The sequence below is a fragment of the Pseudomonas edaphica genome (genome assembly GCF_005863185.1).
GTDB lineage: Bacteria > Pseudomonadota > Gammaproteobacteria > Pseudomonadales > Pseudomonadaceae > Aquipseudomonas > Aquipseudomonas edaphica.
Genome location: NZ_VBVZ01000100.1, coordinates 1 through 14,342, shown reverse-complemented (window position 1 = coordinate 14,342; position 14,342 = coordinate 1). Strand labels below are relative to the sequence as shown.

Here is a 14,342-nt window from a genome sequence, read left to right as displayed (position 1 = left end):
CTCAAGCGCACTCCTTGCTGTCAAGGCCTGGCCTCGCTGGGCGCGAATGATCTAGTAATAAAAGATAAGCGTTGACCGTAACTTTCTACTTATCGCAACTCATTGATTTAACTCTTCTTCTCAACGTGTATTGATTGACAGACTGCAGGAGTCATTTTTGTGGACGTAGCCAGGCTTAACCTCTCTACTCGTTCAACACCCGTACATTCCCTGCCTTTTACAGGGCCGATCTCACACTCCACAGACGTTAAATTGCCGGACGTTGTCAACGCATTCAATGCCTCTCAAAGACGCTTTGGTGAGGACTATGACGCCAGTGCTCACTTAGCGGTTATCAAAATGATGATGGTTACTTTTGGTCAACGCCCTTCGGACTTGTTTACGCAGGTCAAGCGTGCCGAGCAGGGGTATGAGGTCACGCTTAGAGATGGCAACAAAGTTCAAGTGTCCGATCTCGAGTTACGGCAAACAGCCGCCGGCTCAAGAATTGTTGGACATGACCCGGCGGCGATCAGTGATGCGAATTTTGCATTGGCTGTGTTTGTTAAACGTAAACAACTAATGGGCGTTCAGGCAGGTAATAATCAGGGGTTTAAGGGTGCATTATCAAATTCGTTGCGTGGTGAGACGACTTATAATGTGCTCAAGGGCCTGGGCATGGCCGGTTTTTTACGCCAAGTACCGTCGGCGCAGTTGGCAGGCAGCGGGGTCGGCGTCATGCAAACCCATACATTTGGCGGTGCCCTGGTCTATGGGGGCGTGAGCCATGAATATGGGGGCCAGCGACCTGTCGAGCGTCCCTATGTCTACGTGCTGGTTAATCACAATACGTCCGTTGAGGTGCAGGGTAATGCCTCTGGTTTGAGTGCCAGCGCTCAGCCTCAGAGCCCCTCCGACCCCGGCGTGCCGCCAATGAGCGATTTGTCTTCCGACATCCCTGTTCGAGCAAAGGGGCAGAAACCTGTCGATATGGTAAGAAGTTTTGACGTCGCTGAACGACGGTTCGGTGAGGGCGATACCCGTCGGCATGCGTCAGTGATCAAAATGATGATGATGAGGTTTGGTCAAAGTCCGCAGGATGTGTTCGACAAGGTCGTGGCGGCCGCAGAGGGCTATGACATCACCATGAAGGACGGTTTTTCTTTACATCTGTCCAAAGAAGAATTGAGTCGCACGGCCGGGGTCTCGCGGTTTACCGGCGGTGACGGCGGTATTGTGATGGATGCCAATTTCATCTTGGCGGCCTATGTAAAACGTGTGCAACTGTCCAGTACGGACCCTGATAAACAGGGGAGCTTCGAGCGCGCGTTATCCGCGGTCATGCTTAATGATACGGTGTACCGGGCATTAAAAGGGATGGGGATGATCGGTTTCCTGCGCATTGTCGAACCCGAAAAAATGTTGAAAAAAGGCGCCGTTGCCGTCTTGGATAATTACGCTGGTGAGTTTGTACTGGATGGCATCAAATACTCGTCGGGAAAACAACAGCCTGTTGTCAAAGACTATGGCTATATGCTCGCCATGCAGCCGTCGAACACTTCGTCGGCGCCACCGGGCGGGAACATTTCAAACCTCTCCAATCGTCAGGTGGGCGTCAAGCCTGACAATATCTGGAGTGGGTTTTATCAAGGTTCAGAACTCAACTGCGTCACCGTCTCTGCGATCAAGGCCGCGATGATGAAGTACGGTCAAAATCCCCAGGGCATTTATAAACGCATTACCGAGACACCCGAGGGTTATACCGTGACCATGCGTGACTCATGCACGGTACACCTGACCCACGATGAGTTGAAAAAAGCGCAAAAAGGTTCGCACTTCTTCGGTGAAGATAAAGGTCTTTTGCACGATGCGATTTTCATGTTCGCGGTGAGCGCAAAGCGCGCGCAAATGGAAAATCACGAGTTTCGGGCTGAAGCGAGTTTTGAGGCCGCCATGGGGACGCTCAATGATAGAGAAACCCCTGGCGAAGCACTTCGGCGCCTTGGCTTGTATGCCTTCACGCGTGGCAGCACTGCCGAAGAATTGGCCAGTGGCGTTGCGGGCACTCTTGCCAATCATGGCCACTCCGTAGGCGTTTTTGACGGAATTATCGATTTTTATGGGTCAACAATAAAGTTGGCCGGTTCGGACTGGGAGAAAGGCGCTCACGCGTTAAAACTGGTGTAGACCGGGTGAGGGCGGTTGGACCAGTAACTGCCTGAACGCCTTGATCGGCAACGGCCGGCTGTGCAAATACCCTTGGAACAAATGGCACCCCAGCTTTTGCAGGAACGCCAGTTGCTCCGGCGTTTCCACGCCCTCGGCAATCACATCAAGGTTGAGGCTGCGGGCCATCGCCACAATGGCGCGGATGATTTCCGCGTCATTGGGGTCATGGGTGGCATCGCGCACGAAAGACTGGTCGATCTTCAGCGCATCTACCGGCAGGCGTTTGAGATAAGTCAGCGACGAATAGCCGGTACCGAAGTCATCCATGGCAAAGCTCACGCCGAGCTTTTTCAGGCGGCGCATCTTGGCCACGGTGTCGTCCAGGTTCTGGATGACGATGCCTTCGGTGATCTCCAGCTTTAACAGGCTGCAGGGCAGATGATGCTGTTTGAGGCTGTGTTCTACCCGCTCCACAAAGTCGTTCTGGCGAAACTGCCGGGGGCTGATATTCACGCACAGGCTGAAATTAAGCGGGTCTACCAGGCCCTCGGCAATCAGCTGCGCAAAGGCGCCGCAGGCCTCATCGAGAATCCAGGTGCCGACCTCCAGGATCAGGCCGCTGTCTTCCAGTACCTTGATAAATTCGGTGGGTGACTGCGCGCCCAATTGTGGGTGCTGCCAGCGCACCAGCGCCTCGGCGCCGACAATTTTGTTGCCGCGTGCATCCACCTGGGGTTGGTAATGCACGCTGAACTCACCGCGTGACAGCGCCAGGCGCAGGTCGGTCTCCATGCGCAGACGCTCACTGGCGGTTTTTTGCATGCTGTTATGGAACATCTGCGTGGTGTTGCGCCCCGAGTCCTTGGCGCGATACAGCGCAATATCGGCGCGCTTGAGCAGGTCGGCCGGTGTGGAGCCATGATCGGGTATAAGCGCCACGCCGATGCTCGGTGTGACCTGCAAGCGGTGGCCATCCAGGAACATCGGCTCCGACAGCAGTTCGCGCAGCGTGTCGGCCAATACTTGTACTTGGCCGCTGACCGCTGTACGTGTGCCTTCCAGGCCACTGAGCAACACCACGAACTCATCACCGCCCAGGCGCGCCACGGTGTCTTCCAGGCGCACGCTGGCTTCCAGCCGTGCAGTGACTATTTTCAGCACGGTGTCGCCCACCGGGTGACCGAGGGAATCATTGATGTGCTTGAAGTGGTCAAGGTCGAGGAACAATAACGCGCCGCGCAGGTTATGGCGTTTGAGCAGGGCGATCTGCTGACTGAGACGGTCCATCAGCAGCGCGCGGTTGGGCAGGTTGGTCAGAGGGTCGTGGTAGGCCAGGTGACGAATCTGCGCCTGGGCGTTTTTCAACAGGCTCACATCCCGTGCAGTCAACAGCAGGCACGGGGTTTCATTGAGGGTGATGGGTTCGACCGAGACTTCCACCGCCAACACTTCACCGCGCTTGTTGTGCCAGAGCATTTCCAGGTGATGAATGCGGCCCTTGATCTGCAGTTCGGCCAACAATGCCGCGCGCTGGTTTTCATCGGCCCAGATGCCGATCTGGTAGAGCGTGAGGCCGATGGCTTCTTCGGCGCGGTAGCCGGTCAGGCGGCAGAAGCCGTCGTTGACCTCGACGTAACGGCCGGTGTCGCGTTCGGTGATGGAAATCGCGTCAGGGCTGGAGTGAAAAGCCTTGGCGAATTTCTCTTCACTGGCCTTGAGCGCGGCCTCCGAGCGCTGTTGCTGGGTGATATCGCGCAACGTCGTGACAATGCAGGGTTGGTCACCGACCTTGATCAATCGGCTGGAAATTACGCAGGTCAGGCTGTGGCCGTTCTGGTGATGCACCACCAGGGCCACATTGCTCAACGATTGTTCGCGAATCACCTGCTCAATGCGTTGCAGGCGCTGGCTCGAATCGTCCCACAGGCCGATCTGCTCGGCGCTGTTGCCGATGACGTCGGCAGCGGTCCAGCCGAAGGTCTGGGTAAAGGCCGGGTTGATCTCGATAAACACGCCACTGTCCAGGCAGGTTACGCAGATTGGGTCGGGGCTGGCCTGGAACAGGCTGGCGAATTTTTCCTCGGAGGCGGTCAGGCGTTGTTCGCGTTCAACCTGGTCGGTGATATCGAGCAAGGTGCCGGCCATGCGCAGCGGCTTGCCGGCGTCATCGCGATACAGGCGTGCACGGCTTTCCAGATAGCGCGGGCTGCCATCTTCCATTTCCACGCGGTAGGTCAACTGGTAGTTGCCGTCCGGGCCTTCGCGCAGGCTGCGGTAGGCGTTGCGCATGCCCTCGCGGTCGGCATCGGACATGCCTTCAAAAAACGCGTCGAAGGATTCGTGGAAAGGCTCGGGCGGCAGGCCGTGCAACTGGGCGGCGCGGGCCGAACCGTAGAGCATGCCGGTGGGGATATGCCAGTCCCAGGTGCCCAGTTGCGCCGAATCCAGGGCCAGGTCGAGGCGCTCCTGGCTGTCCTTGAGGGCCTGCTCGGCGTTCTTGCGGTCGGTGGTGTCAAGAAAGGTGCTGATCAGGTAAGCCTCGCCCTCAAGCTCGACCTTTTGCGCGCTGAGGGTGCCATCGTGAATCTGGCCGTTGCTGGCGCAGAACTGCACGTCCATGGTGATCGGCTCGCCCTTGCGCTGGGTGGCCTTGACCAGCAGCGCGCGCTCCTCGGGGTGGCGCCACAGGCCCAGCTCCAGGGTGGTGCGGCCGATGGCCTCGGCAACGGGCCAGCCAAAGTGAATCTCGAAGTACTGGTTGGCTTCGCTGATGCGGCCGTCGGACTGGCGGGTGAGCAACACCATGTTGGGGCACAGGTGAAACAGCGTGGCGAAGCGTTTTTCCGATTGCATGAGGGCGTGTTCGCGCTCGCGCTGGCGGGTGGTTTCGCGAATTACCCCGATCATGCGGCGCCGGCCGGTTTTGTCCGGCGCCAGGCTGCCGTTGATTTCCAGCCAGTGATGGCTGCCATCCGGCCATTGGATGTGGTGGTGCATGGCCTGCTCGAACGGCTCGCCCGCCAGCACCGCATGAAACGCGCGCACCACCCGGGCGCGGTCCTGCGGCGCCAGCAGGTCCAGGTAGTCGAGGTCTTTGGGCAAGGGTTGCCGAGGGTCGTAGCCAAACAACGCCTGGGTGCCGCGTGACCAGCTGATCCTGCCCGTATCGATTTCCCAGCACCACGCGCCAAGGCGGGCAGCATTGAGGGCCGCCAGCAATTGTGGAGCACTTTCCCAGCTTTGTTCCGCCTCTTGAGGGTCCAAGGCGTAAATGCGCGGCAGGGGCGGCACGGAATCGACGGGGTTGCGCATTATCAATGGGCCTTGGCTCAATGGGCGTTCGGCGCGGGATTATTCAGGCTTTATGGGCCGCACAGCTTCATGCCGGTATCCCTGGCAGATCGACCTGTGCATCCAATAGGCTCATGAAAGCCCGCGCAGCGTTCGACAGCGTCCTTTCGGTGTGCACGATATAGCCTAGCTGGCGACTGAGCTGTATGCCCGGCAAAGCGATACTTGCCACCTGATCATCGAGCATGGTGCGCGGCAAAACGCTCCAGGCCAGGCCGATGGAGACCATCATCTTGATGGTTTCCAGGTAGTTGGTGCTCATGGCGATGTTGGGCGTGAGGCCCTGGGCCTCGAACAACCGTCTGACGATATGGTGGGTAAAGGTGTTGCCGCCGGGAAAGACCGCCGGGTGTTTGGCAATGTCGGCAAGGCTGACCGTGCCGTTGCCGGTCAAGCTGTGTTCCGGTGCCACCACGAAGTCCAGCGGGTCGTCCCACACCGGCGTGGCGCGCACCAGGTTGTGCGGTTCAGGTGCCAGGGTGATGACCGCCACTTCGGCGCGGCCATGGAGGATTTCTTCGTAGGCCACTTCCGAATCAAGGAACTGAATATCCAGTGCCACATTGGGATATTGCCGGGTAAAGGTGCGCAGAATGGGCGGCAGGCGGTGCAGGCCGATGTGATGGCTGGTGGCCAATGTCAGCCGGCCGCTGACTTCGCCGGTCAGGTTGGTGAGCGCCCGGCGTGTATCGTCCAGCACATTCAAAATCTGATAAGCGCGTGGCAGCAGGGCGCGCCCGGCTTCGGTCAGGCCGACTTCACGGCCCAGGCGATCGAACAGGCGCACCTTTAATTGTTGTTCCAGCCCGGCGATGCGTTTGCTGATCGCAGGCTGGGTCAGGTGCAGGCGATCACCGGCGCCGGAAAAGCTGCCGGTCTCGGCGATAGCGATAAAGGCGTTGAGGTTGGCCAGGTCCATGGTGGTATTCCAGTTGGTAATCCAAAGCATAAAAAATATGAATTTGAGTTATTTAATGTAGCGCCATACCATCAGCCTCACAAGCCAAAGGGTTATTGAAAAGCCCGGCGTATAGATGCACCTGTGATGAGGACCGACTGATGGCCGGCAAAACGCTTTACGACAAGCTTTGGGATTCCCATGAAGTGAAACGGCGCGACGATGGCTCGTCGCTGATCTATATCGACCGTCACATCATCCATGAAGTGACCTCGCCCCAAGCGTTCGAAGGCCTGCGACTGGCCGGGCGCAAGCCTTGGCGCGTCGACTCGATCATCGCCACCCCGGACCACAACGTGCCGACCACCCCGGAACGCAAGGGCGGGATCGACGCCATCGTCGACACCGTGTCGCGCCTTCAGGTGCAGACCCTCGACGACTACTGCGACGAATATGGCATCACCGAATTCAAGATGAATGATGTGCGTCAAGGCATCGTCCACGTGATCGGCCCGGAGCAGGGCGCCACCTTGCCGGGCATGACCGTGGTCTGCGGCGACTCCCACACGTCCACCCACGGCGCGTTCGGCGCCCTGGCGCACGGCATCGGCACCTCCGAGGTGGAACATGTGTTCGCCACCCAGTGCCTGGTCGCCAAGAAGATGAAAAATATGTTGGTGAAAGTCGAAGGCAAATTGCCGTTCGGCGTGACCGCCAAAGACATCGTGCTGGCCGTGATCGGCAAGATTGGCACCGCCGGCGGTAACGGCCACGCCATCGAATTCGCCGGCAGCGCGATTCGCGACCTGTCCATCGAAGGCCGCATGACCATCTGCAACATGTCCATCGAAGCCGGTGCCCGCGTGGGCATGGTGGCGGCGGACGAAAAAACCGTTGAATACGTCAAAGGTCGCCCATTCGCACCAGCGGGCGCCGATTGGGACGCTGCGGTCGAGGCCTGGAAAGACCTGGTCTCCGACGCCGACGCGGTGTTCGACACCGTGGTCGAGCTCGACGCGGCCCAGATCAAGCCGCAAGTCAGCTGGGGCACCTCGCCGGAAATGGTCCTGGCGGTTGACCAGAACGTGCCGGACCCGGCTAAAGAAACCGACTTGGTCAAGCGTGGTTCCATCGAGCGCGCTTTGAAATACATGGGCTTGCAAGCCAACCAGGCGATCACTGACATCCAGTTGGATCGCGTGTTTATCGGTTCCTGCACCAACTCGCGGATCGAAGACCTGCGCGCTGCGGCGGTGATCGCCAAGGGCCGCAAAGTGGCTTCGACCATCAAGCAAGCCATCGTGGTGCCGGGTTCGGGCCTGGTCAAAGCCCAAGCCGAAGCCGAAGGCCTGGACAAGATCTTCCTCGAAGCCGGTTTTGAATGGCGTGAGCCGGGCTGCTCGATGTGCCTGGCGATGAACCCGGATCGTTTGGAATCGGGCGAGCATTGCGCGTCTACGTCCAACCGTAACTTCGAAGGGCGTCAGGGCGCTGGTGGCCGTACCCACCTGGTCAGCCCGGCCATGGCCGCTGCGGCTGCCGTCAACGGTCGTTTCATCGACGTTCGCGAATTGATCTGAGGAATACCCGATGAGAGCTTTTACCCAACACACCGGCCTTGTCGCCCCTTTGGATCGCGCCAACGTCGACACCGACCAGATCATCCCCAAGCAGTTCTTGAAGTCGATCAAGCGCACCGGTTTCGGCCCTAACCTGTTCGACGAGTGGCGCTACCTGGACGTGGGCTACGCCTACCAGGACAACTCCAAGCGCCCGTTGAACAAGGATTTCGTGCTCAACGCCGAACGCTATCAGGGCGCCAGTGTATTGCTGGCGCGGGAAAACTTCGGCTGCGGCTCCAGCCGTGAGCACGCGCCGTGGGCGCTGGAAGAATATGGCTTTCGCAGCATCATCGCGCCAAGCTACGCCGACATCTTCTTCAACAACAGCTTCAAGAACGGCTTGCTGCCGATCATCTTGAGCGATGCCGAAGTGGATGAGTTGTTCAAGCAGGTGGAAGCTGATGTGGGCTACCAACTGACCGTTGACCTGGCCGCGCAGACCGTGACCCGTCCGGACGGCAAGGTGTATCACTTCGAGGTGGATGCGTTCCGCAAGCATTGCCTGATCAATGGCCTGGACGACATCGGCCTGACCTTGCAGGACGGCGATGCGATTGCTGCGTTTGAAGCCAAACACCGGGCGAGCCAGCCCTGGCTGTTTCGCGATGCCTGATTGGCGGTAACCGTGCGGGCCCCATCGCGGGCAAGCCCGACTTCCACCCTGGAATGCATTCCACTGTGGGAGCTGGCTTGCCTGCGATAGCGCCCGTACTACCACCCCAACACCCAAGGAAAGCCACCATGACCACCACCGCCCACACCCAAGTCGTGCAAAAACAATTCGGCGAGCAAGCCTCCGCCTACCTGAGCAGTGCCGTGCACGCCCAAGGCACCGAATTCGCGCTGCTCCAGGCCGAATTGGCCGGGCAGGGCGCTGCGCGCCTGCTGGATTTGGGCTGCGGTGCGGGGCATGTGAGTTTCCAGGTGGCGCCACTGGTCAACGAGGTCGTGGCCTACGACCTGTCCCAACAGATGCTCGACGTGGTTGCCGCAGCTGCTATAGACCGCAACCTGGCCAACATCCGCACCGTACACGGCGCCGCCGAGCGCCTGCCATTCGCCGACGGCGAGTTCGACTTCGTGTTCAGCCGCTACTCGGCCCACCACTGGAGCGACCTGGGCCTGGCGCTGCGCGAAGTGCGCCGGGTGCTCAAGCCCGGTGGCGTGGCAGCCTTCGTCGACGTCTTGTCACCGGGCAGCCCACTGTTGGACACTTACCTGCAAACCGTCGAAGTGCTGCGTGACACCAGCCACGTACGCGATTATTGCGCCGCCGAATGGATGCAACAGCTCAGCGAATCCGGCTTGCATGTGCGCACCAGCAGCCGTCAACGCCTGCGCCTGGAATACACCTCGTGGGTCGAGCGCATGCGCACGCCAGAGGTATTGCGCGCGGCGATCCTTGCGCTGCAACAGGCAATGGGCCAGGAAGTGCGCGATTACTACGAGATTCAAGCCGACGGCACCTTCAGCACCGACGTGCTGGTGGTTTTCGCTGAACGCTGATTGATTTTTCCCGACCTGCCCACGGGCGGGTCGCTTGATGAAATGAGGAACGCATGAGCAAGCAGATTCTGATTCTCCCTGGCGACGGTATTGGTCCGGACATCATGGCCGAAGCGGTCAAGGTCCTGGAACTCGCCAACAGCAAGTACAGCCTGGGCTTTGAGCTGAGCCACGACGTGATCGGCGGCGCGGCCATCGACAAGCACGGCGTGCCGCTGGCTGACGAAACCCTGGACCGCGCCCGTGCGGCCGATGCCGTGCTGCTCGGCGCCGTGGGTGGCCCGAAATGGGACAAGATCGAGCGTGACATCCGCCCTGAGCGCGGCCTGCTGAAAATCCGCGCGCAACTGGGCCTGTTCGGCAACCTGCGCCCGGCCATCCTCTACCCGCAGTTGGCCGACGCGTCGAGCCTCAAACCGGAAGTGGTCGCGGGCCTGGATATCCTGATCGTGCGTGAACTGACCGGCGGTATCTATTTTGGCTCGCCACGCGGCGTGCGCGAGTTGGAGAATGGCGAACGCCAGGCCTACGACACGCTGCCGTACAGCGAGAGTGAAATCCGCCGTATCGCCCGTGTCGGTTTCGACATGGCCCGTGTGCGCGGCAAAAAGGTCTGCTCGGTCGATAAAGCCAACGTACTGGCCTCCAGCCAACTGTGGCGCGAAATCGTCGAGGAAGTCGCCAAGGACTACCCGGACGTCGAGCTGAGCCACATGTACGTCGACAACGCTGCCATGCAACTGGTGCGTGCGCCCAAGCAGTTTGACGTGATCGTCACCGATAACCTGTTTGGCGACATCCTGTCGGACCAGGCCTCGATGCTCACCGGCTCCATCGGCATGCTGCCGTCGGCGTCCCTGGACACCAACAACAAGGGCATGTACGAGCCTTGCCACGGTTCGGCGCCGGACATCGCGGGCCAGGGCATTGCCAACCCGCTGGCGACGATTTTGTCGGTCTCGATGATGCTGCGTTACAGCTTCAACCTGAGCGAAGCGGCGGATGCCATCGAGAAGGCCGTAAGCCTGGTGCTGGATCAAGGTTTGCGCACCGGTGACATTTGGTCACAGGGTTGCACCAAAGTCGGCACGCAAGAAATGGGCGACGCAGTAGTCGCCGCGCTGCGGAATCTGTAATCTCTCCGGCCCGCTTGCAGTTGTTGCTGCAAGGCGGCCCACTTTTTAACAAGGTGTAGTTGCGATGAAACGTGTAGGTCTGATCGGTTGGCGCGGTATGGTCGGTTCCGTGCTCATGCAGCGGATGCTGGAAGAGCAGGATTTCGATCTTATTGAGCCGGTGTTTTTCACCACTTCGAACGTAGGTGGCCAAGGGCCGTCCGTGGGCAAGGATATCGCCCCGCTCAAGGACGCCTACAGCATTGAAGAGCTGAAAACCCTCGATGTGATCCTGACCTGCCAGGGTGGCGACTACACCAGCGAAGTCTTCCCCAAGCTGCGCGAAGCCGGCTGGCAGGGTTACTGGATCGACGCCGCCTCCAGCCTGCGCATGCAGGACGACGCGGTGATCATCCTCGACCCGGTGAACCGCAAGGTCATCGACCAGCAACTGGATGCCGGCACCAAGAACTACGTCGGCGGCAATTGCACCGTCAGCCTGATGCTGATGGGCCTGGGCGGCTTGTTCGAAGCCGGCCTGGTTGAGTGGATGAGCGCCATGACTTATCAGGCGGCGTCCGGCGCCGGTGCGCAGAACATGCGTGAACTGATCAAGCAGATGGGCGCGACCCACGCCGCTGTTGCCGATCAACTGGCCGACCCTGCCAGCGCGATCCTCGACATCGACCGCCGCGTGGCCGAAGCCATGCGCAGCGACGCTTACCCGACCGAGAACTTCGGTGTGCCATTGGCCGGCAGCCTGATCCCGTGGATCGACAAGGAACTGCCAAACGGCCAGAGCCGCGAAGAGTGGAAGGCCCAGGCCGAGACCAACAAGATTTTGGGTCGCTTCAAGAGCCCGATCCCGGTCGACGGCATCTGCGTGCGCATCGGCGCCATGCGCTGCCACAGCCAGGCGCTGACCATCAAGCTGAACAAAGACGTGCCGATCGCCGATATCGAAGGGTTGATCAGCCAGCACAACCCGTGGGTCAAGCTGGTGCCGAACAACCGCGACATCAGCATGCAGGAGCTGAGCCCGACCAAGGTCACCGGCACCCTGAATGTACCGGTGGGCCGTCTGCGCAAGCTGAACATGGGCAGCCAGTTCCTCGGCGCGTTCACGGTCGGCGACCAACTGCTGTGGGGCGCTGCCGAGCCGCTGCGTCGCATGCTGCGGATCTTGCTTGAGCGTTGATCGCTTGAAGCCGTAAGAGAAACCCGCGTACTGGTGACAGGCGCGGGTTTTTTGTTGCCCTTGAGGCCGCCATCGCAGGCAAGCCAGCTCCCACATTTTGTTTTGTAAACACATTCAAGGGTGGGAGCTGGCTTGCCTGCGATGAGGCCATCAGCCTCACCACAAAGGCCAGCTTAATTGCCTCACCCCGAGCCACCCGGTAAAGTGCCGCTCCCCCCGCAATGCCCGAGGCAGCCTCCATGACCCAGACCTTTGAAATCGCCGTGATCGGCGCCACTGGCACCGTCGGTGAAACCCTGGTGCAGATTCTCGAAGAACTGGATTTTCCGGTGGGCACCCTCTATCTGCTGGCCGGCAGCAATTCGGCCGGCGCCTCCGTGCCATTTCGCGGCAAGAACGTGCGGGTCAAGGAAGTCGATGAGTTCGATTTCAAAAAAGCGCAGCTTGCCTTCTTTGCGGCCGGCCCGGCCGTTACCTTGAGCTTCGCCCCGCGCGCCACCGCTGCCGGTTGCGCGGTGATCGACCTGTCTGGCGCCTTGCCTGCTGAACAGGCGCCTCAGGTGGTGCCGGAAGCCAATGCCCATGTACTGGACAGTTTGAAAAAGCCCTTCCAACTGAGCAGCCCAAGCCCATCGGCGACCAACCTGGCCGTGGTGCTGGCGCCGTTGCGTGAATTGTTGGAGATCCAGCGTGTCAGCGTCACCGCCAACCTGGCGGTATCCGCCCAGGGCCGTGAAGCCGTCAGCGAGCTGGCACGACAGACCGCCGAACTGTTGAACGTGCGCCCGCTGGAGCCCAAGTTCTTTGATCGGCAAATGGCCTTCAACCTTTTGGCACAAGTCGGCACGCCAGATGCGAAAGGTCATACAGCCCTGGAGAAACGTCTCGTACACGAACTGCGCGCGGTGCTGGAAACTCCATTGCTGAAGATTTCTGCAACCTGCGTTCAAGCCCCGGTGTTTTTTGGCGATAGCCTGACGGTGTCGTTGCAATTGGGCGCGCCGGTCGATCTGGCAGCGGTGAACCGTGCATTGGAAGCGGCGCCTGGCATCGAACTGGTTGAAGAGGGCGATTACCCCACGGCTGTGGGCGATGCGGTCGGCCAGGATGTGGTCTACGTCGGCCGTGTGCGTGCAGGTGTGGATGACCCGGCGGAACTAAATCTGTGGCTGACGTCAGATAACGTACGCAAGGGCGCGGCACTCAACGCCGTACAGCTGGCGCAGTTGTTGATAAAAGGCCTTGTGTAAAAGATACTTGGCGGCAATTTGTAGATTGATTCTAGCCAGGCGCTATGCTTGGCCCCAAGCGGTAAAGAAGCGCGTCGGTAACCTATCGGCTCGCCATGCCTTATGGCAGCGGTTACCAACCTTCTCGCAGGCCGGGGAGTGTTCAGACAAAGGATGAGGCTATGGTTCAAGTTCGCAAACTGGTGTTAGCAATAGCGGCCGCCTCGGCGCTGTCCTCCGGTATGGCGCAGGCGCTGCAACTTGGGGAGATGACCCTCAAATCGAAGCTGAACCAGCCGTTGTCGGTGGAAATCGAATTGCTCGACGTGGGCGGCCTCACGGCTGCCGAGATCACCCCGAGCCTGGCCTCCGACCAGGCGTTTGTCGATGCAGGCGTTGACCGCCAGGCGTTTCTCAATGACCTGACGTTTACCCCGGTGGTCAACCCCAGCGGCCGCAGTGTGGTGCGCGTCACCTCCAGCAAGCCGCTGCCCGATTCCTACGTACGTTTCCTGCTGCAGGTGCAGTGGCCCAATGGCCGCTTGATGCGCGACTACAGTGTGTTGCTCGACCCGGCCAAGTTCGAGCAGCCGGCGCCGACCGCCAACGCGCCCGCGCCGCGCTTGAGCGCACCGGCCAGCACTGCGGCCGCCAGCCCGGCGAAGACCGCCAGCAAATCCGCTCAACACACCACGACCTCTCACGACACCTTGTGGGAAATTGCCGAAAAGAATCGCAACGGTGCGTCGGTGCAGCAAACCATGCTGGCCATCCAGGCGCTTAATCCTGATGCCTTTGTCGACGGCAACATCAATCGCCTGAAAACCGGCCAGGTCCTGCGCCTGCCGGACCGCCAGCAAGCCACCAGCTTGCCGCAGCCCGAGGCGATTGCCGAAGTGACTGCGCAAAATGCTGCCTGGCGCGCAGGTCGTCGCGCAGCCAGTAACCCGGTGGCGGGCAAGCAACAGCTGGACGCGACCAAGCGCACCCAGGCGGGCAATGCGCCGTCGAGCACCACGGCCAAGGACAACTTGAGCCTGGTCTCGGCGGAGTCGGCCAAAAAAGGCGCAAAGGGCAAGGCCGGTGATAGCCGAGCGGTGAGCGATAAACTGGCGATGACCCAGGAGCAGCTGGACACCACCCGTCGCGACAATGAAGAGCTCAAAAGCCGTGCGGCGGACCTGCAAAGCCAGCTGGACAAGCTGCAAAAACTGATTCAACTGAAAAACGATCAACTCGCCAGGTTGCAGTCCGGCAACCCTGAGCCAGCGGCAC

General features: G+C 60.1%; 10 protein-coding genes. 8 read left to right on the top strand and 2 right to left on the bottom strand.

Annotated elements, in window-relative coordinates:
- The first annotated feature begins 252 nt into the window (after positions 1–252).
- Positions 253–2,166: a hypothetical protein gene (locus FEM54_RS09220; RefSeq protein WP_240792725.1), complete on the top strand. Its 1,914-nt coding sequence runs from the start codon at positions 253–255 to the stop codon at positions 2,164–2,166.
- Here the strand turns inward: FEM54_RS09220 and FEM54_RS09215 are convergent.
- Both FEM54_RS09215 and FEM54_RS09210 read right to left on the bottom strand, forming a co-directional pair.
- The gene (locus FEM54_RS09215; RefSeq protein ID WP_138450539.1) at positions 2,152–5,460 is read right to left on the bottom strand and encodes an EAL domain-containing protein; all 3,309 of its coding nucleotides are present in this window, start codon (positions 5,458–5,460) and stop codon (positions 2,152–2,154) included. The genes FEM54_RS09220 and FEM54_RS09215 overlap by 15 nt on opposite strands.
- Positions 5,461–5,527: 67 nt before the next feature.
- Positions 5,528–6,418, bottom strand: coding sequence for a LysR family transcriptional regulator (locus FEM54_RS09210; protein ID WP_099548313.1), 891 nt, complete (start codon positions 6,416–6,418; stop codon positions 5,528–5,530).
- Between the two features lie 140 nt (positions 6,419–6,558).
- Here FEM54_RS09210 and leuC point away from each other — a divergent pair, with 140 nt between their 5' ends.
- From leuC to FEM54_RS09175, 7 genes are all read left to right on the top strand, one after another.
- Positions 6,559–7,977, top strand: a complete 1,419-nt coding sequence (leuC, locus tag FEM54_RS09205; RefSeq protein WP_122673451.1) for a 3-isopropylmalate dehydratase large subunit — start codon at positions 6,559–6,561, stop codon at positions 7,975–7,977.
- A gap of 10 nt (positions 7,978–7,987) precedes the next feature.
- Positions 7,988–8,632: a 3-isopropylmalate dehydratase small subunit gene (gene leuD, locus FEM54_RS09200; protein ID WP_003234333.1), complete on the top strand. Its 645-nt coding sequence runs from the start codon at positions 7,988–7,990 to the stop codon at positions 8,630–8,632.
- Between the two features lie 128 nt (positions 8,633–8,760).
- Positions 8,761–9,525, top strand: coding sequence for a class I SAM-dependent methyltransferase (locus FEM54_RS09195; RefSeq protein WP_017138737.1), 765 nt, complete (start codon positions 8,761–8,763; stop codon positions 9,523–9,525).
- A 53-nt stretch (positions 9,526–9,578) separates the two neighbouring features.
- Positions 9,579–10,661, top strand: a complete 1,083-nt coding sequence (gene leuB / locus FEM54_RS09190) for a 3-isopropylmalate dehydrogenase (protein WP_138450537.1) — start codon at positions 9,579–9,581, stop codon at positions 10,659–10,661.
- A 64-nt stretch (positions 10,662–10,725) separates the two neighbouring features.
- Complete coding sequence (gene asd, locus FEM54_RS09185; protein ID WP_017138739.1) at positions 10,726–11,838, top strand: aspartate-semialdehyde dehydrogenase; 1,113 nt, start codon at positions 10,726–10,728, stop codon at positions 11,836–11,838.
- 239 nt (positions 11,839–12,077) lie between these two features.
- Entirely contained in the window at positions 12,078–13,088 is a 1,011-nt protein-coding gene (locus FEM54_RS09180; protein WP_138450535.1) for an aspartate-semialdehyde dehydrogenase, read from the top strand.
- 161 nt (positions 13,089–13,249) lie between these two features.
- Positions 13,250–14,342 (top strand): type IV pilus assembly protein FimV (locus tag FEM54_RS09175; RefSeq protein ID WP_276614448.1); only part of this gene is annotated, 1,093 nt, incomplete at its 3' end.

Excerpts from the sequence above, each read along its gene's own strand:
- FEM54_RS09215 (WP_138450539.1), bottom strand. The coding sequence starts at position 5,460 with ATGCGCAACCCCGTCGATTCCGTGCCGCCCCTGCCGCGCATTTACGCC.
- FEM54_RS09210 (WP_099548313.1), bottom strand. The coding sequence starts at position 6,418 with ATGGACCTGGCCAACCTCAACGCCTTTATCGCTATCGCCGAGACCGGC.
- leuC (WP_122673451.1), top strand. The coding sequence starts at position 6,559 with ATGGCCGGCAAAACGCTTTACGACAAGCTTTGGGATTCCCATGAAGTG.
- leuD (WP_003234333.1), top strand. The coding sequence starts at position 7,988 with ATGAGAGCTTTTACCCAACACACCGGCCTTGTCGCCCCTTTGGATCGC.
- FEM54_RS09195 (WP_017138737.1), top strand. The coding sequence starts at position 8,761 with ATGACCACCACCGCCCACACCCAAGTCGTGCAAAAACAATTCGGCGAG.
- leuB (WP_138450537.1), top strand. The coding sequence starts at position 9,579 with ATGAGCAAGCAGATTCTGATTCTCCCTGGCGACGGTATTGGTCCGGAC.
- asd (WP_017138739.1), top strand. The coding sequence starts at position 10,726 with ATGAAACGTGTAGGTCTGATCGGTTGGCGCGGTATGGTCGGTTCCGTG.
- FEM54_RS09180 (WP_138450535.1), top strand. The coding sequence starts at position 12,078 with ATGACCCAGACCTTTGAAATCGCCGTGATCGGCGCCACTGGCACCGTC.